Annotated in this window: 23 protein-coding genes; 16 read left to right on the top strand and 7 right to left on the bottom strand. The window is 73.4% G+C overall.

All coding sequences use genetic code 11. The annotated features are described in order from the left end of the window. Positions 1-54: 54 nt before the first annotated feature. Together AB0H71_RS21240 and AB0H71_RS21235 are read right to left on the bottom strand one after the other, a co-directional pair. Positions 55-351: a DUF6412 domain-containing protein gene (locus tag AB0H71_RS21240; protein WP_357023473.1), complete on the bottom strand. Its 297-nt coding sequence runs from the start codon at positions 349-351 to the stop codon at positions 55-57. 19 nt (positions 352-370) lie between these two features. After that, positions 371-1519 (bottom strand): DUF418 domain-containing protein, encoded by a 1149-nt coding sequence (locus AB0H71_RS21235; RefSeq protein WP_357023472.1) that lies wholly within the window; start codon positions 1517-1519, stop codon positions 371-373. 93 nt (positions 1520-1612) lie between these two features. Here AB0H71_RS21235 and dop point away from each other — a divergent pair, with 93 nt between their 5' ends. The 11 genes from dop (at position 1613) to AB0H71_RS21180 (ending at position 13781) form a co-directional block, all read left to right on the top strand. Beyond that, entirely contained in the window at positions 1613-3112 is a 1500-nt protein-coding gene (dop, locus tag AB0H71_RS21230; RefSeq protein WP_357023469.1) for a depupylase/deamidase Dop, read from the top strand. A 104-nt stretch (positions 3113-3216) separates the two neighbouring features. Continuing rightward, on the top strand, positions 3217-3411 hold the full coding sequence (locus AB0H71_RS21225) for a ubiquitin-like protein Pup (protein WP_067659108.1): 195 nt from the start codon (positions 3217-3219) through the stop codon (positions 3409-3411). Then, positions 3408-4325: a proteasome subunit beta gene (prcB, locus tag AB0H71_RS21220; protein WP_357023466.1), complete on the top strand. Its 918-nt coding sequence runs from the start codon at positions 3408-3410 to the stop codon at positions 4323-4325. Before AB0H71_RS21225 ends, prcB begins: the two co-directional genes overlap by 4 nt. Further along, a complete protein-coding gene (gene prcA, locus AB0H71_RS21215) occupies positions 4322-5092 on the top strand; it encodes a proteasome subunit alpha (RefSeq protein WP_357023463.1) in 771 nt (256 codons plus the stop codon). Before prcB ends, prcA begins: the two co-directional genes overlap by 4 nt. A 433-nt stretch (positions 5093-5525) precedes the next feature. Beyond that, entirely contained in the window at positions 5526-6884 is a 1359-nt protein-coding gene (gene pafA / locus AB0H71_RS21210) for a Pup--protein ligase (RefSeq protein ID WP_357023460.1), read from the top strand. Positions 6885-6908: 24 nt separating this feature from the next. After that, positions 6909-7904, top strand: coding sequence for a YafY family protein (locus AB0H71_RS21205; RefSeq protein ID WP_357023457.1), 996 nt, complete (start codon positions 6909-6911; stop codon positions 7902-7904). After that, positions 7901-8881, top strand: a complete 981-nt coding sequence (locus tag AB0H71_RS21200; RefSeq protein ID WP_357023454.1) for a YafY family protein — start codon at positions 7901-7903, stop codon at positions 8879-8881. Before AB0H71_RS21205 ends, AB0H71_RS21200 begins: the two co-directional genes overlap by 4 nt. 93 nt (positions 8882-8974) lie before the next feature. Continuing rightward, entirely contained in the window at positions 8975-9238 is a 264-nt protein-coding gene (gene tatA / locus AB0H71_RS21195; RefSeq protein WP_357023451.1) for a Sec-independent protein translocase subunit TatA, read from the top strand. A gap of 88 nt (positions 9239-9326) precedes the next feature. Next, entirely contained in the window at positions 9327-10280 is a 954-nt protein-coding gene (tatC, locus tag AB0H71_RS21190; protein WP_357023448.1) for a twin-arginine translocase subunit TatC, read from the top strand. Positions 10281-10283: 3 nt separating this feature from the next. Beyond that, positions 10284-12989 carry an RNA helicase gene (locus tag AB0H71_RS21185; RefSeq protein ID WP_357023445.1) on the top strand — a complete coding sequence of 902 codons (2706 nt, stop codon included), beginning with the start codon at positions 10284-10286 and terminating at the stop codon, positions 12987-12989. 117 nt (positions 12990-13106) lie between these two features. After that, positions 13107-13781: a DUF4333 domain-containing protein gene (locus AB0H71_RS21180; RefSeq protein WP_357023442.1), complete on the top strand. Its 675-nt coding sequence runs from the start codon at positions 13107-13109 to the stop codon at positions 13779-13781. Positions 13782-13968: 187 nt separating this feature from the next. Here AB0H71_RS21180 and AB0H71_RS21175 read toward each other — a convergent pair whose 3' ends face one another. After that, the gene (locus AB0H71_RS21175; RefSeq protein ID WP_357023439.1) at positions 13969-14928 is read right to left on the bottom strand and encodes a 5'-3' exonuclease; all 960 of its coding nucleotides are present in this window, start codon (positions 14926-14928) and stop codon (positions 13969-13971) included. Between the two features lie 142 nt (positions 14929-15070). Between AB0H71_RS21175 and AB0H71_RS21170 the strand changes: the two genes are divergently transcribed. Then, a complete protein-coding gene (locus tag AB0H71_RS21170) occupies positions 15071-16192 on the top strand; it encodes a Xaa-Pro peptidase family protein (RefSeq protein WP_357023436.1) in 1122 nt (373 codons plus the stop codon). Positions 16193-16197: 5 nt separating this feature from the next. Here AB0H71_RS21170 and AB0H71_RS21165 read toward each other — a convergent pair whose 3' ends face one another. Beyond that, positions 16198-16599, bottom strand: a complete 402-nt coding sequence (locus AB0H71_RS21165; protein WP_357023433.1) for a PPOX class F420-dependent oxidoreductase — start codon at positions 16597-16599, stop codon at positions 16198-16200. A gap of 52 nt (positions 16600-16651) precedes the next feature. Here AB0H71_RS21165 and AB0H71_RS21160 point away from each other — a divergent pair, with 52 nt between their 5' ends. The 4 genes from AB0H71_RS21160 to AB0H71_RS21145 all read left to right on the top strand — a co-directional run bounded on the left by AB0H71_RS21160 (position 16652) and on the right by AB0H71_RS21145 (position 20089). Next, positions 16652-17401 carry an SDR family NAD(P)-dependent oxidoreductase gene (locus tag AB0H71_RS21160; protein ID WP_357023430.1) on the top strand — a complete coding sequence of 250 codons (750 nt, stop codon included), beginning with the start codon at positions 16652-16654 and terminating at the stop codon, positions 17399-17401. A gap of 25 nt (positions 17402-17426) precedes the next feature. Then, entirely contained in the window at positions 17427-18677 is a 1251-nt protein-coding gene (gene cbiE / locus AB0H71_RS21155) for a precorrin-6y C5,15-methyltransferase (decarboxylating) subunit CbiE (RefSeq protein ID WP_357023428.1), read from the top strand. Positions 18678-18755: 78 nt separating this feature from the next. Beyond that, a complete protein-coding gene (locus AB0H71_RS21150; protein ID WP_357023426.1) occupies positions 18756-19361 on the top strand; it encodes a hypothetical protein in 606 nt (201 codons plus the stop codon). Continuing rightward, on the top strand, positions 19358-20089 hold the full coding sequence (locus tag AB0H71_RS21145) for a cobalt-precorrin-6A reductase (protein WP_357024496.1): 732 nt from the start codon (positions 19358-19360) through the stop codon (positions 20087-20089). The genes AB0H71_RS21150 and AB0H71_RS21145 overlap by 4 nt, the downstream gene beginning before the upstream one ends. 40 nt (positions 20090-20129) lie before the next feature. On the opposite strand, the gene AB0H71_RS21140 is transcribed toward AB0H71_RS21145, so the two are convergent. The 3 genes from AB0H71_RS21140 to AB0H71_RS21130 are packed head-to-tail and all read right to left on the bottom strand — an operon-like array spanning position 20130 to position 22964. Then, positions 20130-20663: a PadR family transcriptional regulator gene (locus AB0H71_RS21140; RefSeq protein WP_357023423.1), complete on the bottom strand. Its 534-nt coding sequence runs from the start codon at positions 20661-20663 to the stop codon at positions 20130-20132. 25 nt (positions 20664-20688) lie between these two features. Then, positions 20689-22332 carry a precorrin-2 C(20)-methyltransferase gene (locus AB0H71_RS21135; RefSeq protein ID WP_357023420.1) on the bottom strand — a complete coding sequence of 548 codons (1644 nt, stop codon included), beginning with the start codon at positions 22330-22332 and terminating at the stop codon, positions 20689-20691. After that, positions 22329-22964: a precorrin-8X methylmutase gene (locus tag AB0H71_RS21130; protein ID WP_357023415.1), complete on the bottom strand. Its 636-nt coding sequence runs from the start codon at positions 22962-22964 to the stop codon at positions 22329-22331. The genes AB0H71_RS21135 and AB0H71_RS21130 overlap by 4 nt, the downstream gene beginning before the upstream one ends. Positions 22965-22966 lie beyond the last annotated feature (2 nt).

Here is a 22966-nt window from a genome sequence, read left to right as displayed (position 1 = left end):
TCGTCAGCGGCGCCGCGGCACCGGCGAGCGCCGCCGAGAGCGGGGCGCCGAACCTCAGGCGCGCGCCGCTCCCGGTGCCCGTGGCCGCGGGCGGCCGGGGGTGCCGGGGTTGCTCTGGCGCAGGAAATCGCCGCGCCTGCGCTGCTGCGCGGCGGGCGGGGGACCGGTGCGCGGGATCGGCAGGAGCGGCGCGCGGTCACCGCGGGTGACCAGCAGCGCCACCACCAGCACCGCGGCCAGCAGCGCCGCGACCTGCGGGGCCGGGGAGCTCAGCCCGATGGGCAGGACGAGCACGGCCACGGTGGCGAGCGCCGCGAGCAACGCGGGCAGCACACGGTGGTCGGAGCGCATGCGCACAGTGTACGGCCGCTCAGCGCGCACCGGTGAGCGCGCGGTACCCGCTGTGCCACAGCCACTCCACCGGCCCGCGCGCGAAAAACCGCAGCCAGAGGTGCGCGCCCGCGAGCACCGCCAGCACCACCGCCAGGTAGAGGCCGACGGTGAACGGCACCCGCGCCCCCGGCTCGACCCGGGCCGCCAGCCCGAGCCCCCAGCCGTAGCAGAGCGCCGAGGCCAGCAGGTTCTGCAGCAGGTAGCAGCTCAGCGCGGTGCGCCCGACCTCGGCCAGCCGCCTGCCCGCGAAGCCGGGCGCCGGGCGGCGCAGGTACAGCTCGGCGCCGAGCGCCAGGATTCCCAGCGCCACCAGCGGCGCGGTCCCGTAGCGGGTGCAGAGCACCGCGTCCCCGCCGATCCAGACCCCGGCGACCAGGTCGATCGGCGCTGCGATCCCGAATCCGAGCAGCAGCAACCGGCGGCGCAGCCGGGCACCCTCCGGCTCGAACACCCCCGCCCGGTGGAGCCGCGCACCGAGCAGGAACAGCGCGATCGAGAGCGGAAAGATGAACAGCGTCTCGGTGCGGTAGGCGAGCGCGTTCTGCACCCGGAACGCCGCCAGCTCGAGGAACGAACCATCGGCGTAGGGGTTCGGCGGAACCGGGCCGGGCGCCGCCGGCCCCGCGGTGGCGAGCGCGACGGCGATCAGCGTGAGCAGCGCGAGGTGCACCGCCGCGGCCCCCGCCAGCCACCGCCGCCGCGCCCGCTCGCCGGTGGCGAGCAGATACGCCACGACCAGCCCGGTCACCGCGTACCCCATGAGCACGTCGAACTCGGCCAGGAAGACGAAGTTCACCAGCCCGTCCAGGAGGAGCAGCCCGGCCCGCACCGGGTACCGGCCCGGCCAGCGCCGGGCCGAACCCTGCTGAATGGCGAGCCCGATGCCGAACATGACGGTCAGCAGCCCGAGGAACTTGCCCTGCGCGAGCTGCTGCAGCACCCGCTCCACCCAGCCCGCGGCGCCGATCCCGTGCAGGTAGCCGAGCAGCCCGTCCGGATCGGTGAAGATCCAGATATTGGTGCCGAGCGTCCCCAGGATCGCGATACCGCGCAGCACGTCCAGCGCCACCAGGCGGCGCGCCGGGTCCACGGCCGCGCCGCGGCGCGGGTACACCGTCTCCGTCATGGTTCGACGATCCCGCGGGCTGCGGTGCCACCGCGACCGCCGGAAGGACGACCCTCGGGAGGAGATCGGCGTTTCCTCGCCTACGCTCGAAGGATGCAGCGCATCATCGGAATCGAGGTCGAGTACGGCATTTCGACCCCCACCGAGCCGTCGGCCAACCCGATCCTCACCTCCACCCAGGCCGTGCTGGCCTACGCGGCGGCCGAGGGTGTGCCCCGCGCCAAGCGCACGCGCTGGGACTACGAGGTGGAGTCGCCGCTGCGGGACGCGCGCGGCTTCGACCTGAGCCGGATGAGCGGCCCGGCGCCGGTCATCGACGCCGACGAGGTCGGCGCGGCCAATATGATCCTGACCAACGGCGCCCGGCTCTACGTCGACCACGCGCACCCGGAGTTCTCCGCCCCCGAGGTCACCGACCCGCTGGACGCGGTGATCTGGGACAAGGCGGGGGAGCGGGTCATGGAGGCCGCCGCCAGGCATGCCTCCAGCGTCCCCGGCGCGCCGCGGCTGCAGCTGTACAAGAACAACGTGGACGGCAAGGGGGCCTCCTACGGCACCCACGAGAACTACCTGATGAACCGGGCCACCCCGTTCAACCAGATCATCGTCGGGCTCACCCCGTTCTTCGTCTCCCGCCAGGTGATCTCCGGCTCGGGGCGGGTCGGCATCGGCCAGTCCGGCGACCACGCCGGCTTCCAGCTGTCGCAGCGCGCCGACTACATCGAGGTCGAGGTCGGGCTGGAGACCACGCTCAAGCGCGGCATCATCAACACCCGCGACGAGCCGCACGCCGACGCCGACAAGTACCGCCGGCTGCACGTCATCATCGGTGACGCCAACCTGGCCGAGATGTCGACCTATCTGAAGGTGGGTACCACCGCGCTGGTCCTCGACCTGATCGAGAGCGGCGCCGACCTCTCCGACCTGCAGCTGGCCCGCCCGGTGACCGCCGTGCACACCATCAGCCACGACCCGACGCTGCGCGCCACCGTCGCGCTGCAGGACGGCCGCGAGCTCACCGGCCTCGCGCTGCAGCGGATCTACCTGGACCGGGTCTCGGCCTTCGTCGAGCACACCGGCGACGACGACCCGCGGGTGCGCGACATCCTGGAGAACTGGGCCATGGTGCTCGATCTGCTGGAGCGCGACCCGATGGAATGCGCCAACCTGCTGGACTGGCCGGCCAAGCTGCGGCTGCTGGAGGGCATGCGCAGCCGTGAGGGGCTCGGCTGGGCCGCGCCCAAGCTGCACCTGATGGACCTGCAGTACTCCGACGTGCGGCTGGACAAGGGGCTCTACAACCGGCTCGTCGCCCGCGGCTCGATGAAGCGCCTGGTCACCGAGCAGCAGGTACTGGCCGCGATGACCGAGCCGCCGACCGACACCCGCGCCTACTTCCGCGGCGAGTGCCTGCGCCGCTTCGGCGCCGATATCGCCGCCGCGAGCTGGGATTCGGTGATCTTCGACCTGGGCGGCGATTCGCTGGTCCGGATCCCGACGCTGGAGCCGCGGCGCGGTACGAAGGCGCACGTCGGGAAGCTGCTCGACGGCGTGGAGACCGCCGCCGACCTGGTGGAACAGCTCACCACGTAGGTAAAAGGTCCCTGCTGTCGGCGGGGCTGGGTAGTGTTGAGACACGCGCACGCACAGTGCGGAGGCGGCTTCGGCCGTGACGAGGAAGAGGGAGGTCGGCTGCCATGGCACAAGAGCAGACCAAGCGCGCCGGGGGCGGCGGCGAGGACGAGGGCCCGGACGGCGTCGACGCCGCGGGCCAGGAGCGTCGCGAGAAGCTCGCGGAGGAGACCGACGACCTGCTGGACGAGATCGACGACGTGCTCGAGGAGAACGCCGAGGACTTCGTCCGCGCCTACGTGCAGAAAGGTGGCCAGTGACCGCAGGTGATCCGTCACGGCTCCGGCTCGGATACGTGACCTCGTCGTTCACCGACCATCTGCGCGCGACCGCACCGGAGCTGCTGCCCGGCAACGGCTTCACCGCGTCCACCGGTGCCACCGGCCATGCCGGTGGCACCGGCGCGTCGGAGCTCGCCCCGCACGGCACCACCATCGTCGCGGTCAGCTTCCGCGGCGGCGTGCTCATCGCGGGCGACCGCCGGGCCACCATGGGCAACCTGCTGGCCAGCCGGGATATCGAGAAGGTGCACATCACCGACTCGTTCTCCGCGGCCGGCATCGCGGGCACCGCGGGGCTCGCGGTCGAGATGGTGCGCATCTTCGCCGTCGAGCTGGAGCACTACGAGAAGCTCGAGGGCGTCTCGCTCACCTTCGACGGCAAGGCCAACAAGCTCTCCAAGATGGTGCGGGAGAATCTGCCCGCCGCCATGCAGGGGCTCGCGGTGGTGCCGATGCTGGTCGGCTTCGACGAGTACGCCACCGACGCCGACCGGGCCGGCCGCATCGTCTCCTACGACGTGGTCGGCGGGCGCAGCGACGAGCGCTTCGGCTACGCCGCCGTCGGCTCCGGCTCCACCTTCGCCAAGTCGTCGCTGAAGAAGCTGTACGCCAAGGGCATCGACCAGGCGCGGGCGCTGCGCATCGCGGTGGAGGCGCTCTTCGACGCCGCCGACGACGACACCGCCACCGGCGGCCCCGATCTCATCCGCGGGATCTTCCCGACCGCGGTCGTGATCGACGCCGAGGGCGCCGTCGAGGTGACCGAGGAACGGCTGGCCGAGATCACCAGGGAGATCGTCGCCGCCAGGGAGGCCGCCGAGTCGGTCGCCGGGCGGGCCGCGATCGAGGACGGGGCCGGCCGCGGTGCCGGGGAAGGGAGCTCCGGGGCATGACCCTGCCGTACTACGCCTCCGCCGAACAGATCGTCCGGGACAAGACCGAGCTGGCGCGCAAGGGCATCGCCCGCGGGCGCAGCGTCATCGTGCTGGTCTACGACAAGGGCGTGCTCTTCGTCGCGGAGAACCCCTCCGCCACGCTGCACAAGGTCAGCGAGCTGTACGACCGGATCGGCTTCGCGGCCGTCGGGCGGTACAACGAGTTCGAGAACCTGCGGCGCGCGGGCATCCTGCAGGCCGACGTCCGCGGATACCAGTACGACCGGCGCGACGTCACCGGCCGGGCCCTGGCCAACGCCTACGCCCAGGCGCTCGGCACCATCTTCACCGACCAGCTCAAGCCGTACGAGGTCGAGCTCTGCGTGGCCGAGGTCGGCTACCCGGAGCAGCACCCGCAGTCGGTGCTCTACCGGGTCACCTTCGACGGGTCGATCGTCGACGAGCGCGAGTTCGTCGTCATGGGCGGCACCACCGAGCCGATCGTCGGCGCGCTCAAGGAGTCGTACCGGGCCGGGCTCGACCTGGCCGCCGCGGTCCGGATCGCGGTGAACGCGCTGCAGGCCGGGCAGCCGGAGGGCGCCGACAAGGAGAAGCGGGTGCTCGGCGTCAGCTCGCTCGAGGTCGCCAGCCTGGAGCAGGCGCGGCCGCGCCGCACCTTCCGCCGGATCGCCGACGCGGCGCTCCAGGAACTGCTCTCCGCCACCGCGGAATCCGCTCCCGGGGGCGACGAGAAGCCCGCCGAGGGCAACGGCTCGCCGTCCTGACCGCGCGGGGACGCACCCCGGGTGCGTCCCCACGCCGGCTCGTCCGGCTCGGATTGTCGGCCTGGTTGGCCTGGCCCGGAAAATCGGCCGGAGTGGCAGGCTTGGTTCGCCTGGCCCGGAGAATCGGCCGGGGTGGTCGGCCCGGTTCGTCCGGCCCGGGTGGTCGGCCGGGCCGCGTTAAATCGAGCGCGGAGCGGGCGGCCGTGTACGCCCTCCGCGGCCGGCGCCGAGCCGAGCGGGCCCGCCGGGGCCGCGGTAGCGGGAGCCGCCGGGCGGCCGCTCCGCGACCGTTTCCGCACCGGAAATTTTTCGTGTCGACGGCGCTACGGGGCGTTCTTTCCCCGCCCCAGCCGGGGCATCGTTGCGAGAACGTAGGCAACGGGCTTCTCGCGACACCCCCGCCACCGGCACAAAGAGCTGTAATGTCGATGGGGTGCAGCGACGAATCATGGGGATCGAGACCGAGTTCGGTGTCACGTGCACCTTCCACGGTCACCGTCGGCTGTCCCCCGACGAGGTGGCCCGGTACCTGTTCCGCCGGGTGGTTTCCTGGGGCCGGAGTTCCAATGTGTTCCTCCGCAACGGCGCCCGGCTGTATCTCGACGTCGGGTCGCACCCGGAGTACGCGACCGCCGAGTGCGACAGCCTCGCCCAGCTGGTGACGCACGACCGGGCCGGTGAGCGCGTTCTGGAGGACCTGCTCATCGACGCCGAGCAGCGCCTCGCCGAGGAGGGCATCGGCGGTGACATCTACCTGTTCAAGAACAACACCGACTCGGCAGGCAACTCCTACGGCTGTCACGAGAACTTCCTCGTGGTGCGGGCCGGCGAGTTCTCCCGGATCTCCGACGTGCTGCTGCCGTTCCTGGTCACCCGCCAGCTGATCTGCGGCGCGGGCAAGGTGCTGCAGACGCCGAAGGCGGCCACCTTCTGCCTGTCGCAGCGCGCCGAGCACATCTGGGAGGGCGTCTCCTCGGCGACCACCCGCTCGCGCCCGATCATCAACACCCGCGACGAGCCGCACGCCGACGCGGAGAAGTACCGCCGGCTGCATGTCATCGTGGGCGACTCCAACATGGCCGAGACCACCACCATGCTCAAGGTCGGCACCGCCTCGCTGGTGCTGGAGATGATCGAGGCCGGCGTCTCCTTCCGTGACTTCGCCCTGGACAATCCGATTCGCGCCATCCGGGAGGTCAGCCACGATCTGACCGGCCGCCGCCCGGTGCGGCTGGCGGGCGGCAGGCAGGCCAGCGCGCTCGACATCCAGCGCGAGTACTACGCCCGCGCCGTCGAGCACCTGCGCAACCGCGACCGCGATCCGCAGGTCGACCAGGTCGTCGACCTCTGGGGCCGCACCCTGGACGCGGTGGAGGCGCAGGATTTCGCCAAGGTCGACACCGAGATCGACTGGGTGATCAAGCGCAAGCTCTTCCAGCGCTACCAGGACCGCTACAGCATGGAGCTCTCCGACCCCAAGATCGCCCAGCTCGACCTCGCCTACCACGACATCAAGCGCGGCCGCGGCGTCTTCGACCTGCTGCAGCGCAAGGGGCTGGCGAAGCGGGTCACCGAGGACGAGGCGGTGGACGCCGCGGTGGACACCCCGCCGCAGACCACCAGGGCCAAGCTGCGCGGCGATTTCATCACCGCCGCCCAGGAGGCCGGGCGCGACTTCACCGTCGACTGGGTGCACCTCAAGCTGAACGACCAGGCCCAGCGCACCGTGCTGTGCAAGGATCCGTTCCGCTCGGTGGACGAGCGCGTGGATCGGCTCATCGCATCCATGTGACGGGCGTCCATTACCCTCTATCGGGTGGCGATATCCAAGGTCGAACGGCTGATGAATCTGGTCATCGCGCTGCTGTCGACCAGGCAGTTCCTCACCGCCGAGCGGATCAGGACCAGCGTCGCCGGGTACGAGGACTCGGCCAGCGACGAAGCGTTCAGCCGGATGTTCGAGCGGGACAAGAACGAGCTGCGCGATCTCGGCATCCCGCTGGAGGTCGGGCCGGTCGGCCGGTTCACCTCGGTGGAGGGGTACCGGATCAACCGCGACGCCTACGAGCTCCCGGAGATCGACCTCACCAGTGAGGAGGCGGCGGCCGTCGCGGTCGCCGTGCAGATGTGGGAGTCGCCGGAGCTGGCCGCCGCGGCCGAGGGCGCGCTGCTCAAGCTGCGCGCGGCCGGCGTGCACGTGGAGACCGACGCCGCCATCGCCTCGGTGCCCGCCGTCCCCGCCCGCACCCGCGGCTCCGAGCCGGTGCTGAACAAGCTGCTCGCCGCGGTGGACGCGGGGCGCGCGGTGCGGTTCGAGCACCGGACGCAGATCAACGCCCCCTACCTCATGCGCGATGTCGAGCCGTGGGGCGTCGTCACGCACCGGGGCCGCTGGTACCTGGTCGGGCACGACCGCGACCGGGACGCCGTGCGCACCTTCCGGCTCTCCCGGATCGGCGACGACATCACCGCGTACGGCGCGGAGAACACCGTGCGCAAACCGGACGGGGTCGACCTGCGCGAGGTGGTCGGCCGGGTCACCGAGGATGCCCCGGTGGTCGGCACCGCGACGGTGTGGGTGGCCGCTGGCCGCGGCCGGGAGCTGCGCAGGCGTGGCACCGTGACCGGCACCAAGGTGCTCGCGGGCCGTTCGGGCGAGGTGGTGGAGCTGCCGGTGCGCTCGCTGGGCTGGCTGGCCAGGCTGATCACCGGGCTCGGCGCGGACGCGCTGGTGCTCGACCCGGAGGAGCTGCGCACCGATGTGGTGGCCCGGCTCCGCTCGGTCCTCGACCGCACCGAGGTACCGCTGTGACCAGCAGGCTCTCCGTGCGGCTCGCCCGGCTGCTGAACATGGTGCCGTACCTGATCGCCAACCCGGGGATCAGCGCGGCCGAGGCCGCCGCCGACCTCGGCGTCACCACCAAGCAGCTGATGAGCGACCTGAACCAGCTCTGGATGTGCGGGCTGCCCGGCTACGGCCCCGGCGACCTGATCGACCTCTCCTTCTCCGAGGAGAGTATCGAGGTCACCTTCTCCGCGGGCATGGACCGCCCGCTCCGGCTCACCTCCACCGAGGCCACCGCGCTGCTGGTGGCGCTGCGCTCGATCGTGGACATGCCGGGCATGGTCGACCCGAGCGCCGCCTACGCCGCCATCGCCAAGCTGGAGGCGGCCATCACCGGCGCCGCGCCCGCGCCCTCGGTGCTGCCCGGCGCCGAGCCGCCGGTGGAGCCGCCGGAGGTCGCCACCGTGCGCGCGGCGCTCGCCGACGGCCGCGCGCTGCGGCTCGTTTACTACTCGGCGAGCCGGGACGAGGTCGCCGAGCGGGTGGTCGACCCGATCCGGATCGTGCTGGTGGACGACAACAGCTACCTGCAGGCGTGGTGCAGGCAGGCCGAGGGGGTGCGGCTGTTCCGCTTCGACCGCATCGAGGGCGCCACCGAGCTGGACGAACCCGCGGCGCCGCCGCGCGACGCCACCGACCGGGCCGCCGGGCTCGACCTCTTCCAGGACGACCCCTCGGTGCCGCTGGCCCGGCTGCTCATCCGCGCCGACCACGCCTGGGTGCTCGACCAGTACCCCATGCACCGGGTGCGCTCGAACGCCGACGGCGGGCTGGAGGCCACCATGCGCTTCGCCACCCTGGACTGGATGGCGCGGCTGCTGCTCGGCTTCGGGGCCGGGGTCACCGCGCTCGGCCCGCCGCAGCTGGTGGCCGCCGTGCGCGAGCGCTCCACCGCCGCGCTCGCCGCGTACGCCGAGGCCGGGCTGGCCGGCTCCGACATCTGAGGGCGGTCGCCTTCATTTGGTGGCCGCAACACGCGGTCACCGTTATCCGGGTCCGGTAGCATCGGACCTACCACAGCTTCGGGAGGTAGAACAATGGGCAGTCTGAGCATTTGGCACTGGCTGATCATCGCCGCGCTCTTCGTGATGTTCTTCGGCGCGAAGCGGCTGCCCGATGCCGCGCGCGGCCTGGGCCGCTCGCTGCGCATCTTCAAGAGCGAGGTCAGCCAGATGCAGAACGAGAGCGGGAACCAGCAGGCCGCGCCGCAGCAGGCCGCCGAGCCGGCCCAGCAGCTGCCCGCCGCGGCGCCGCAGCCCGCGCCGAGCGCCGAGCCGAAGACGCAGTCCAAGTCGCTCTGAGCGGGGGCACGCGCCGCCGCACCACTCCGCATCCACGACGCAGCCGGCAGGTGCCGCGCCGCGCGGTCAGCCAGGGGCCTCACCGATCATGCGAATCCCGTTCGATCCGCGGCGCAGCCGACGCCGGACGAACCCCGACGGCACCATGTCGTTGGTCGAGCACCTCCACGAACTGCGCAGCCGCATGCTCAAGGCGATCGCGGCCATCGCGCTCGGCACCGTCATCGGCTTCCTGTGGTATTCGCACTCCGTCTTCGGGCTGGAGAGCCTGGGCGAGCTGCTGCGCGGCCCCTACTGCTCGCTGCCGCCGGAGGCGCGCGCCGCGCTGACCACCGACGGCGCCTGCCGGCTGCTCGCCACCGGGCCGTTCGAGCAGTTCATGCTGCGGCTCAAGGTCGGCATGACCGCGGGCATCGTGCTCTCCGCGCCGCTCTGGCTCTACCAGATCTGGGCCTTCATCACCCCCGGGCTCTACGCCAAGGAGCGGCGCTACGCGGTCGGCTTCGTAGTGACCGGCAGCGTGCTCTTCGCCGCGGGCGCGGTGCTGGCCTACGTGATCGTCGCGCACGCCCTGAGCTTCCTGCTCACCATCGGCGACAATGTGCAGATCACCGCGCTGAGCGGCTCGCAGTACTTCGGCTTCATCATCCAGCTGCTCGTCATCTTCGGGGTGAGCTTCGAGTTCCCGCTGCTGATCCTCGGGCTGAACCTGGTCGGCGTGCTCAGCTACGTCAAGCTCAAGGCCTGGCGCCGCGGCATCGTCTTCGCGCTCTTCGTCTTCGCCGCCATCGTCACCCCGCAGGACCCGTTCTCCATGCTCGCGCTGGCGCTCGCGCTGACGGTGCTCTTCGAGGTCGCGGTGCAGCTCTCCCGCTTCAACGACGGCCGCCGGGCCCGCCGCGAGTCCGACGCCGGGCTGGCCGGGCTCGACGACGAGGAGGCCTCGGCCATCGACGGGCCGTCCGGCGTGGACGTGGCGGGCCCCATCGCGCAGCCGGCAAAAACTCCGCGCTCGGTGTCGGACTACTCCGATACGCTCTGAGGAGTGACACACGACCGGTCGCTGACGGGCGAATTGGCACGCTTCGCCGCTCACCTCTCCTTCGCGCTCGACCCCTTCCAGCGGGATGCCTGCGCCGCCCTGGAGGCGGGGCACGGCGTGCTGGTCTGCGCGCCCACCGGCGCGGGCAAGACCGTGGTCGGCGAGTTCGCCGTCCACCTCGCGCTCGCCTCCGGCGGCAAGTGCTTCTACACCACGCCGATCAAGGCGCTCTCCAACCAGAAGTTCGCCGACCTGGTCGAGCGGCACGGGCGGGAGAGCGTCGGGCTGCTCACCGGCGACCAGTCGGTGAACCCGGGCGCCCCGGTGGTGGTGATGACCACCGAGGTGCTGCGGAACATGCTCTACGCCTCCTCGGACGCGCTCCGCGGCCTCTCCTACGTCGTCATGGACGAAGTGCACTACCTGGCCGACCGCTTCCGCGGCGCGGTGTGGGAGGAGGTCATCCTGCACCTGCCCGCCGAGGTCAGGCTGGTCAGCCTCTCGGCGACGGTGAGCAACGCCGAGGAGTTCGGCGCCTGGATGGAGACGGTGCGCGGCGACACCGCCGTGGTCGTCGACGAGAACCGGCCGGTGCCGCTCTGGCAGCACGTCATGGTCGGGCGCAGGCTCTTCGACCTCTTCGACACCTCGTCCAGCGAGCAGAAGATCATCGTGGACGAGGATCTGGTGCGCTACATCCGGCAGCGGGAGAGCGCGGACCGGATGAACAACTGGGGCTCCCCGCGCGGCCGCGGCGGCGGGCCGCGCCGCGACTTCCGCCCGCTGCCCCGCCCCGAGGTGCTGGCCCAGCTGGACGAGGAGGGGCTGCTCCCGGCGATCACCTTCATCTTCAGCCGGGCCGGCTGCGACGGCGCGCTGGCGCAGTGCGTGCGCTCCCGCCTCGACCTCGGCCGCCCGGACGAGCTCGAGGAGGTCGACCGGATCATCGAGCGGCACACCGGCGACCTGCCCCGCGGCGACCTGGAGGTGCTCGGCTACTGGGAGTGGCGCGAGGCGCTGCACCGCGGGCTCGCCGCGCACCACGCCGGCATGCTGCCCGCCTTCCGGCACACCGTGGAGGAGCTCTTCGTGCGCGGCCTGGTCCGCGCGGTCTTCGCCACCGAGACGCTGGCGCTCGGCATCAACATGCCCGCCCGCACCGTGGTGCTGGAGCGGCTGGTCAAGTTCAACGGCGAGGCGCACGCCGAGCTGACCCCCGGCGAGTACACCCAGCTCACCGGCCGGGCCGGGCGGCGCGGCATCGACGTCGAGGGGCACGCGGTCGTGCTCTGGCAGCCGCAGGTCGACGCCAGCGCGGTGGCCGGGCTCGCCTCCACCCGCACCTACCCGCTGCGCAGCTCCTTCCGCCCCGGCTACAACATGTCGATCAACCTCATCGACCGGATGGGCGCGGCCGAATCGCGGGAGCTGCTGGAGCGCTCGTTCGCGCAGTTCCAGGCCGACCGCTCGGTGGTCGGGCTGGTCCGCGGCATCGAGCGCAATCGAGGGCAGCTCGCCAAGCTGCGCGAGCAGCTCGGCGGCGCGGGCGGCGGCATGCTGGAGTACATCGAGCTGCGCGAGCGGATCGCGCAGCGCGAGCGGCAGCTCAACCAGCAGCGCAGGGCCGATCGCCGCGGCGCCGCCGCGGAGGCGCTGGTCGCGCTGCGCCGGGGCGACGTGGTGGCGATTCCCACCGGGCGCAGGGCCGGGCTCGCGGTGATCCTGGAGCCGGACGCCACCCCCGGCGACCCGCGCCCGCTGGTGCTCACCGAGGACAAGTGGGCGGGCCGGGTCTCGGTCGCCGACTTCCCGGTTCCGGCCGAGGCGCTCGGCCACATGCGGCTGCCGCGCCGGGTCGACCACCGCACCGCGCGGACCCGCCGCGACCTGGCCTCGGCGCTGCGCAGCACCGGCATCGCCGCGCCCGGCCGGGGCAGGCGCAACGGCAACCGGGCCGACGCCGCCGACGACCGCGAGCTCGCCACCCTGCGCCGCACGCTGCGCGCGCACCCGGCCCACCACCGCCCGGACCGCGAGCAGCTGTGCCGGGTGGGGGAGCGGTACAGCCGGCTGGAGCGGGAGACCGAGTCCATGCGGCAGAAGGTCGCCGCCACCACCAACTCGCTGGCCCGCACCTTCGACCGGATCGTCGGTTTGCTGGCCGAACGCGGGTACGTCGCCGACGGCGAGGTCACCGCGGACGGCAGGCGGCTGGCCCGGATCTACACCGAGAGCGATCTGCTGGTCTCGGAGTGCCTGCGGCAGGGCAGCTGGCGCGGGCTCGGCCCGGCCGAGCTGGCCGCGGTGGTCTCCGCGCTGGTGTACGAATCGCGCCAGGAGGTCGGGGTGATCGGGGCGAGCGGCCCCACGCAGCCCATCCGGCGGGCGCTGAACGCCACGCTCGCGGTCTGGTCCGAGCTGCGCGCCGACGAGGCGGCGCACCGGCTCACCCCGACCAGGGAGCCGGACCCCGGCTTCGTCGGCACCGTCTACCTGTGGGCGCGCGGCGACGGGCTGGCCGACGCGTTGCTGGCCGGTGGCGAGCAGAGCTCGCCGCTCTCGGCCGGTGATTTCGTGCGCTGGTGCAGGCAGGTCATCGATCTGCTGGACCAGATCCACAGCACCGCCGACGATGTCGAGGTGGCGGCGACCGCGGCCAAGGCGGTGCGGGCCATCCGGCGGGGTGTCGTCGCCGTGGACGCCGCGTGACCGAACCGTGTGTGATTTGATTTCCTCGCGTACCGACCGTGTACGCAGCCGTCGCCACGCGACGGGTCGCGCACGGGGGGCTACCGTGTGTACAACGATGCGAGTGGAGGCAAACCGATGAGCGGCCCGTACGGACCGAGCGGCCCCGACCAGGGACGCAACGATCCCACCCAGCAGTGGGGTGGACAGCAGCCGGTGAGCGGCGCGCAGCCGACGCAGCAGTGGACCGGTCAGCCTCCCTCGCAGGCCCAGCCGACCCAGCAGTGGGGCGGGGGTGACCAGTCGCAGCAACCGCAGCAGCAGTGGGGGCAGTCGCAGCCGCAGTGGGGGCAGCAGCCGCAGCAGTCCCAGCCGCAGTGGGGCCAGCAGCCCCAGCAGTCGCAGCCGCAGTGGGGGCAGCAACCGCAGCCGCAGCAGCCCCAGCAGCAGTGGGGCCAGCCGCAGCAGCAGTGGGGGCAGCCCCAGCAGCCGCAGCAGGGCGGCAAGGGCAAGGGGCTGCTGATCGGGCTGATCCTCGGCGGGCTCGTCGTCGTCGGGCTGATCGCCGCGCTGGTGCTCGCCGTCACCGCGACCGACAAGCTGGACCAGGCGGCCGTGCAGGACGGCGTCAAGAAGGTGCTCGGCGATTCCTACGGGATCTCCGACGTCGGCTCGGTCTCCTGCCCCTCCGGGCAGAAGGTCGAGGTGGACGCCACCTTCTCCTGCACCGTCGATGTGAGCGGTGAGCAGAAGACGGTCCAGGTCAAGATCACCAGGGACGACGGGACCTACGAGGTCGGTCGCCCCAGCTGAGACCGGTCCCGGCGGGTTCCGCCGGGTGTCCGGGTGGTTCCGGGCGGCGCCGACGAGGGGCGTCGCCCGGTTTCTGATGTCCGGAGTCGTGGCGCGGGCGCGCCGTCCGGTAGCAGCTCGAGCGCCGTCGACCGTGCCCGGCCCTGGCCTCGGCGCAGCGACGCCGCGGCGCGGGCGCCCGCCCGGCTCAGCCGGCGTGCGCGGCGGCGAGTGCTTTGATCAGCCGGTCGATCGGGCTCTCGGCGTTGTACGTGGCGGCGAGCTCGCGCAGCCGCTCCGGATCCGCCGGCTCGGCGGGGAGGGCGTCGTCCTTGGAGAGCGCGACGTCGGCGTCGCGCACGACGCGCACCACCGGGGCCGCGGCGGTGAGGTAGTCGGCGGCTGCGCGGAGTTTCGCGCGGACGCCGGCGGCCAGATCGGCCGCCGGATCCTCGACGGCGGCGCGCAGCGCCTCCAGCGAGCCGAAGCGCTGGATGAGCGTGGCCGCCGACTTGTCGCCGATCCCGGCGACGCCGGGCAGCCCGTCCGAGGCGTCGCCGCGCAGCGTCGCCATATCCGCGTAGGCCGGGCCCGCGTTCGGCACCGGCACCCCGTACCTCGCCGCCACCTCGGCGGGCCCGAAGAGCTCCGCCTTGGCCAGCCCGCGCCCGGCGTAGAGCACCCGGACCCGCGGCTCCGGCTCGTCCCGCACCAGCTGCAGCAGGTCGCGGTCGCCGCTCACCACCACCACCGGGTCGGTGCGCTCGCGGTCGGCGAGCGTGCCGAGCACGTCGTCGGCCTCCAGGCCCTCGGCGCCGCCGGTGGCGATGCCGGCCGCGGCGAGTACCTCGAGGATCATCGCCACCTGCGGGGTCAGCCGGTCCGGCACCGCCTCGGTGCCGGGGGCGGCCGCGGTATCCAGCCGGTGCGCCTTGTAACTCGGCACCAGCTCGACCCGGTAGGCCGGGCGCCAATCCAAATCCAGCGCGACGACCAGCCGGCGCGGGGTGTGCTTGGTGATCAGCGAGGCCACCATGTCGGTGAAGCCGCGCACCGCGTTCACCGAGCGGCCGTCCGGCGCGGTCAGCTTGTCCGGGATGGCGTGGAACGCGCGGAACCACAGGCTCGCGCCGTCGAGCAGCAGCAGGGGCCGGTCGGGATCGCTCACGCGCCGAAGGGTACCGGGCGGCTCCGACACCCGGTGTGCGACGCGCGCCCGGTCCGGCGGCGGGCGGTGCGCGCGTCGCGGGCGCGGGTGGGCGTTCCGGGCGTTGCACGCGGGGCGGGCGCGGGCCGGGTACGGTCGTCCCATGAGCGAGGACACGCGGTTCGCGGCGGAGGTCTACGGTGACCGGCTGGAGCGGGCGGTCGCGGCCATGCGCGCCGCGCACCTGGACGCCCTGCTGGTCACCCCGGGTCCGGACCTGCGCTACCTGCTCGGGTCGGCGGCGCAGTCCTTCGAGCGGCTCACCTGCCTGGTGATCAATGCCGACGGCGCCACCCCCTCGGTCGTGGTGCCGAAGCTGGAGCTGGCCTCGCTGCACGGCTCCGCGGTGTCCGACCTCGGGCTGCGCGTGCTCGACTGGGTGGACGGCACCGACCCCTATAAGCTGGTCCGCTCCGCGCTGCACGCCGGATCGCGGGTCGCGGTGGCCGACGCCATGCCCGCGCTGCACCTGATCCCGCTCGCCGAGTCGTTCTCCGGGCTGCCGGTCTCGGCCACCCCGGTGCTGCGCGAGCTGCGCATGATCAAGGACGAGGCGGAGATCGAGGCGCTGCGCCGGGCCGGCGCCGCCATCGACCGGGTGCACGCCCGAATGGGCGACTTCCTCATGGCCGGGCGGACCGAGGCGCAGGTCGCCGCGGATATCGACCGGGCCATCCAGGAGGAGGGGCACACCGAGGCGGCCTTCATCATCGTGGGCAGCGGGCCGCACGGGGCCGATCCGCACCACGAGGTCTCGAACCGGGTGATCCAGCGCGGCGACGTGGTGGTGATCGATATCGGCGGCCCGGTGGAGCCCGGCTACTACTCCGACAGCACCCGCACCTACGTGCTCGGCGAGCCGCGGGCCGAGGTCGCCGAGCGGATCGCCGCGCTGGAAGCCGCGCAGGCGGCGGCGGTGGCCGCGGTGCGGCCGGGGGTGACCGCCGAATCGGTGGACGCCGCCGCGCGGAACCCGCTCACCGAGGCCGGCTTCGGGGAGGCGTTCGTGCACCGCACCGGGCACGGGATCGGGCTCTCGGTGCACGAGGAGCCCTACATCGTGGCCGGAAACGAGCTGGAACTGCGGGCCGGAATGGCGTTCAGTGTGGAGCCGGGGATCTACTTCCCCGGCGAGTGGGGTGCGCGGATCGAGGACATCGTCGTGGTGACCGCGGACGGGTGCGAAGCGGTGAACCAGCAGCCGCACGGGCTCACCGTGCTCTGAGCGGTCTACTCGCGCAGGGTGCGGCTCGACAGCACTCGCGCTACCCGGATGACCAGGACGACGCGGGTCGGGTTCTCCCGGGGGACCCGGTAGCGGACGGCGTAGCGCCGCTCGGCCTCGGCGACGCTCGCCGGATCGTCCAGCACCTCGGCGGGCCCCTCCAGGGTGAGCCAGCGCGGGCCCTCGACCTGGCTCACCGCGGCGTAGCCGGAGCGGCGCGCATTGCGCGCCTTCACCGAGCCGCCGTCGGTGATCACCCGCACCAGCCCGGCCTCCGGATCCCAGGTGAAGCCGACCGCGGTCACCTGCGGGGTGCCGTCGGCGCGGAGCGTGGTGAGCGTGGCCAGGTGCCGCTCGGTGACGAATTCGCTGGCGGCGGGGGAGAGCTGCGTGATGCCGGTCGTCATGGCACGACGGTAGCCGGGGCGCGCTCCGGCGCCGCGCCCGGTGCCTGACAGGATGGGCCGCATGGGAGAAGGAACCGTGCTGGTGCTCGGGGGACGCAGCGAGATCGGGCTCGAGGTCGCGGAGCGGCTCGCGCCCGGCCGCACCGTGCTGCTCGCCGCCCGGCGCAGCACCGAGCTGGCCGCCGAGGCCGAGCGGGTGACCGCGGCGGGCGCGACCGCCGTGCACCCGATCGAGTTCGACGCCGACGACATCGCGAGCCACCAGCCGCTGCTGGAGAAGGCCGCCGCCGAGCACGGGCCGATCGGCACCGCGGTGCTCGCCTTCGGCGTCCTCGGCGATCAGCCCCGCGCCGAGCGGGAGGCGGCGCACGCGGTCGCCGTCGTGCACACCGACTTCGTCGCGCAGGTCTCGGTGCTCACCACGCTGGCGAACCTCATGCGCGCGCAGGGGGCGGGGGAGCTCGTGGTCTTCTCCTCGATCGCCGGGGCGCGGGTGCGGCGCGCGAACTACGTCTACGGCTCGGCCAAGGCCGGGCTGGACGGTTTCGCCTCCGGGCTCGCCGACGCGCTGCACGGCACCGGCGTGCGGCTGCTGCTGGTGCGGCCCGGGTTCGTGATCGGCCGGATGACCGAGGGGATGCGCCCCGCGCCGTTCTCCAGCACGCCCGACCAGGTCGCGGCGGCCGTCGTGCGCGCGCTGCGGAAGGGAAGGGGGCGGGTCTGGGTGCCGTGGGTGCTGCGGCCGATGATCGCCGTCATGAGGCAGCTGCCGCAGGCGGTGTGGCGGCGGATGCCGCGGTGAGCCGCGCAGCGGCGGCGGGCGCGGCATGAGCGCCCCGGCCTGGCGCGGCGCGCCCATCCTGGTCGCCGGGATCGGGGCGGACGGGTGGGCCGGGATCGGGCCCGGCGTGCGCGCCGAACTCGCGGCGTGCGCGGTGCTGTTCGGCTCGGCCCGGCAGCTCGAGCTGGTGCCCGCCGACGAGGTGCGGGCGCGGCGGATCGCCTGGCCCTCGCCGCTGCTGCCCGCCCTGCCCGGGCTGCTCGCCGAGCACGCCGGGGCGCGGATCGGGGTGCTGGCGAGCGGTGACCCCATGTTCTTCGGGATCGGGAGCACGCTCGCGGGGCTCTTCGGCCCGGAGGCGCTGCGGGTGCGGCCGCAGCCCTCGTCGGTGGCGCTCGCGTGTGCCCGGCTCGGCTGGCCCGCGCAGGACGTTCCGGTGGTGAGCGCGGTCGGGCGGCCCGTGCAGACGGTGCTGCCCGAGCTCACCGACCGCCGCCGGATCCTCGTGCTCAGCGCCGACGGCGGCACGCCGGACGCACTCGCGAACCTACTGCGCGACAACGGCTTCGGCGGCTCCACGCTGACCGTGCTCGAGCAGCTCGGCGGCCCCGCGGAGCACCGGCGCACCGGCACCGCCGCCGCCTGGCCGCACCCGGCCTGCGACCCGCTCAATATCGTCGCGATCGAGGCCGTCGCCGACGGCGACCAGCCCCGCCTGACCAGGACCCCCGGCCTCCCGGACGCCGTCTTCGGCGGCGACGGCCAGTTCACCAAGGCCGAGCTCCGCGCGCTCACCCTGGCCGCGCTCGCCCCGGCCCCCGGCGAGCTGCTCTGGGACGTCGGCGGCGGCTCCGGCACCATCGCCATCGAGTGGTGCCGCACCCACCCCAGCTGCCGCGCGGTCACCTTCGAGCAGCACGCCGACCGCCGCGCCCGGATCACCGCCAATGCCCGCGCACTCGGCGTCCCCGGCATCGCCGTGCGCGGCGCCGCCCCCGATTTCCAGCCGTGGGACGGGACCCCCGACGCCGTTTTCATCGGCGGCGGAATCACCCAACCCGGATTGCTGGAGGCGTGCTGGGCCGCGCTGCCGCCCGGCGGCCGCCTGGTCGCGGCGGCGGTGACGGCGGAATCCGAGGCCCTGCTCCTGGAGAACTCCCACCGGTACGGTGGCACGCTGCGCCGCTACCAGGTGTATCGCGGGAAGCCGCTGGGCGGGTTCACCACGTGGTCGCCACAGTTGCCGGTGACGCACTGGGCGGCGCGGAAAACCCGCGAATCACCAGCGGGACCCTGAAATCGGGGAGCGCGACGGGGTAGGGTCGGCCCCGAGTTCCGGTCACCCGGAAACCGGATTTTCCTGATGGGGAGACAGATGAAGTACAGCAAGTTCGCCGCTACCGCGCTGCTGGCCGCCGCCGCCACCGGCATCGCCTCCGGCACCGGCTACGCCGCCCCGGTCCCCGCCGCGCCGGCCGAGCAGCAGCAGGCCACCTCGCCCTCGGTGCAGGGCCAGGACAGGGGCGTCGACTACGCCGTCGCGCTCGCGGACGCGGGCAAGTCGATCGTCACCACGGTCACCGGCGGCGCGTTCAGCCTGGACGCCGACAAGGGCGCGGTCACCCTGACCAACGCGGCGGGCGAGGTCGTCACCACCATCCCGCTCAGCGGCAAGGCGCAGGACAAGGATGTCGCGATCGGCGCCGCCGTCAGCGCGGACGGCACCGCCCTCACCCTGACCCCGGTCGCGGGATCGGTCGGCGGCATCAAGGACATCTCCTCGCAGGACTGGTTCTTCGCCGAGCTGCAGCGCGCCTCGCTCGGTGCCGCCGTCGGCGCCGTGATCGGCGCGCTGCTCGGCCTGGTCGGCATCGTCACCATCATCCCGGGCGCCGTGATCGGCGGCGTCATCGGCCTGCTCGTGGCCGGCGGCCCGTCCCTGCTGAACGCGGGCGCCGCCTACTTCAGCGGCCAGCCCTGACCCGGGTTCTGATCCTGGGCGGCACCGCCGAAGCGCGGAGCCTCGCCCGTCTCGCGGCCGGCGAGCGCGGACTCGATATCGTGTCCTCGCTCGCCGGCCGCGTTCGTGCGCCCGTACTGCCGGAGGGGGAGGTGCGGGTCGGGGGGTTCGGCGGGGTCGAGGGGTTGCGGGAGTGGTTGCGGGACAATGCGATCGACGTGCTCGTCGATGCCACGCACCCCTTCGCCGCGGTCATGAGTTCGCACGCCGCCGCGGCGGCCGCTGCCGCCGGGGTTCCGCTGCTGCACCTGCGGCGCCCGGGCTGGGTTGCCGCGCAAGGTGATTCGTGGACCCGCGTGCCGTCGCTGCCGGCCGCCGCCGCCGGGCTGCGCGGCCGCGTCTTCCTGACCATCGGCAGGCAGGGCGTCTCCGCCTTCGCCGGCGTCGCGGACGCCTGGTTCCTGATCCGGGCCATCGATCCGCCGGACCCGCCGCTGCCCGCTTCGCGCGAGATTCTGCTCGCCCGTGGGCCTTTCGCCGTCGATGACGAGATCGCGCTGCTGCGCGCGCACCGGATCGAGGTGCTCGTCACCAAGGACAGCGGCGGGCCGGACACCGAGGGTAAGCTGATCGCCGCCCGCGAGCTGGGGGTGCCGGTGATCGTGGTCGACCGGCCGCCGCTGCCCGCCGGTGGCGCGCCGGTCGTCGCGGCCGTGGACGACGCGCTCGCGTGGCTGCGGGGGCGGTGATGTCGTGCGGACATCTCCGCAGCGGGTGCGGAGATTCAGGCTACTCCAGTCGGCCGTCCAGGATCGCGGCGAGATCGTCGAACCAGGAGAGCACGGCGCGCTCGTAGCGGATGCCGAACTCCAGGGTGGCGCGCTGGTAGCGGGCCTGCGGGGGGCACTCCTGGGCGAGGTAGCCGTCCAGCCGCTGCTGGTGGACGGCGCGGTTGGCGGCGGCGATGCGGTCCACGTGCGCGCGGTCGAGGTGCTCGCCGAAGTTCAGGGTGAGGAGCAGCGGGACGCGGATGGTCTCGGCGCCGGGGTCGCGGGCGATCCACGCGCCGAAGGCGGCCTTGCCCGCCTCGGTGATCCGGTACGGGGTGCGCTCGCGGGCGCCTGCCTCGCCCTTCTCGACCAGGCCCGCGGTGTCCATGGCGGCGAGTTCGCGGTAGACCTGGCTCTGGGTGACGGTCCAGAAGTCGCCGATCCGGTGCTGGGCCTCGGTCACCAGGTCCCAGCCGGAGCGCGGGCCCTCGTGCAGGAAGCCGAGCAGCGAGGCGGCGGTCGCGTTCAGCGGCTTGGGCTTGGGTTCACTCATGCGGCGCACCTTCCTTTGTGGAATTTTAGCGCGGCAGGGTGGCGTAGCGGCGCGAGGTGAAGACCCGGGGGCCGTGCACCGCGGTCGTGGAGGCTCCGATGATCAGCAGGGTGCGCATGTCGACCTCGGTGGGGTCGAGGTCGGCGAGCGGCACGATGCGGACCGATTCGGCGGGGCCGCCGACATCGCGGCCGAGGATCACCGGGGTGTCCGGGGCGCGGTGCTCGAGCAGCAGGTCGCGCATGGCGGCGACCTGCCAGGCGCGCTGCGAGGAGGCGGGGTTGTAGACGGCGATGGCCATGTCGGCGGCGGCCACCGCGGCGAGGCGCTCGGCGACGACCTCCCAGGGCTTGAGGCGGTCGGAGAGCGAGATGGTCGCGTAGTCGTGGCCGAGCGGGGCGCCGGCCCGCGACGCGACGGCGTGCGCGGCGGTGACGCCGGGGAGGACCCGCACCGGGACGCCCGCCCAGCGCGGGTCGGCGGCCTCCTCCAGGACGGCGGCGGCCATGGCGAAGACGCCGGGGTCGCCCGAGGAGACGACGGCGACGCGGGCGCCGCGCCGGGCCAGGTCGAGTGCCATGGCGGCGCGCTCCGACTCCACCCGGTTGTCGCTGGCGTGGCGGTGCTGGCCCGGCCGGGCCGGGACCCGGTCGATGTAGGTGGTGTAGCCGACCAGGTCGGTGGCCTCCGCCAGGGCGGCGGTGACCTCCGGGGTGGTCCAGTTCGGATCGCCGGGCCCGAGGCCGACGACGACGACCTCGCCCATCGCGGAATGCTCGGCGCTGCTCCGCGCCGGTGCGCCGAGCGGACCGGCCCCATCCGCTGTAAGCGCGCCGCCGGTCGTGGTGCGTGCCCGAGCTGCCGGACCGGATCGGGTGTCGCCCACACCGTTCGACGCCGGGCGCGGTGGCTCCGCGCGAACCCCCTCCGCGGTGAGCGGAACGGGCGTCTCCGGCTTCGGCCCCGGTACGACGGCGATGGCGAAGTACGGGACGGAGCCCTCGTCCACGTCGGCGGCGCGCAGGACGCGCTGGCGCCCGGTGCTGGCGCGCTCGACGTAGAAGGCGTCGCCGAGCCGGCCGGCGTCGGCGAGCGCCTGCCGGACGGCGGGGTAGGTGCGGCCGAGCTTGAGGACGGCCGCCGCCTCGGTGCCGCGCAGCCGCTCGGCGAGCTCGGCGGCGGGCAGGGTGCCCGGGAGCACGGTGAGCACCTGCTCGCCCTCGACCAGGGGGGTGCCGAGCGCGGCGGAGGCGGCGCTCACCGAGGTGACGCCGGGCACGATCTCGGCCTCGAAGCGGTCGGCCAGCCGCCGGTGCATGTGCATGTACGAGCTGTAGAAGAGCGGGTCGCCCGCGGCGAGCAGCGCGACCGAGCGCCCGGCGGCCAGGTGCGCGGCGAGCCGCTCGGCGGCCTGCTCGTAGAACTCGTCGATGGCGCCCTGGTACCCGCCGGGGTGGTCGGTGGTCTCGGTGGTCACCGGGTAGACCAGGTGCTCCTCGAGCTGGCCCGCCCGCATGTACGGCGCGGCGATCGCGCGCGAGATGCTGCGCCCGTGCCTGGCGCTGTGGAAGGCGATCACCTCGGCCGCGCCGATGATCCGCGCCGCCTTGACGGTGACGAGTTCCGGGTCGCCGGGGCCGAGCCCGATGCCCCACAGCTTGCCGCTCACTCCGCCTCGCTCGCGATGGCATTGAGCGCGGACGCGGTGACGGCGCTGCCGCCGCGCCTGCCGCGCACGGTCAGGTACTCGACCCCGCCGTAGCCGATCAGCGCCTCCTTGGACTCCGCCGCGCCGATGAAGCCGACCGGGATGCCGAGGATCGCGGCGGGGCGCGGGGCGCCGGCGTCGAGCATGTCGAAGAGGTGGAAGAGCGCGGTGGGGGCGTTGCCGATGGCGACGACGGCGCCCGCCAGCCGGTCCCGCCAGAGCTCGAGCGCGGCGGCGGAGCGGGTGGTGCCGAGCTCGGCGGCGAGCGCGGGGGTGCGCGGGTCGCCGAGGGTGCAGAGCACCTCGTTCTCGGCGGGGAGGCGCTTGCGGGTGACGCCGGCGGCGACCATGGTGGCATCGCAGAGAATGGGGGCGCCCGCCCGGAGCGCGGTGCGGGCCGCGGTGACGACGCCGGGGGAGAAGGCGATGTCGTCGGCGAGATCGACCTGGCCGGTGCCGTGGATCATCCGCACCGCCACCTGCGCGACGTCGGCGGGGAAGCGGTCCAGGTTCGCCTCCGCCCTGATGGTGGCGAAGGATCGCCGGTAGATCTCGGCGCCATCGGTGAGGTAGCCGGCACGGGTTACGGACATGG

This window comes from Nocardia sp. NPDC050697 (assembly GCF_040654395.1).
Lineage (GTDB): Bacteria > Actinomycetota > Actinomycetes > Mycobacteriales > Mycobacteriaceae > Nocardia.
The sequence above is the reverse complement of the archived record's forward strand: the minus strand, read 5'-3'. Positions and strand labels throughout refer to the sequence as shown.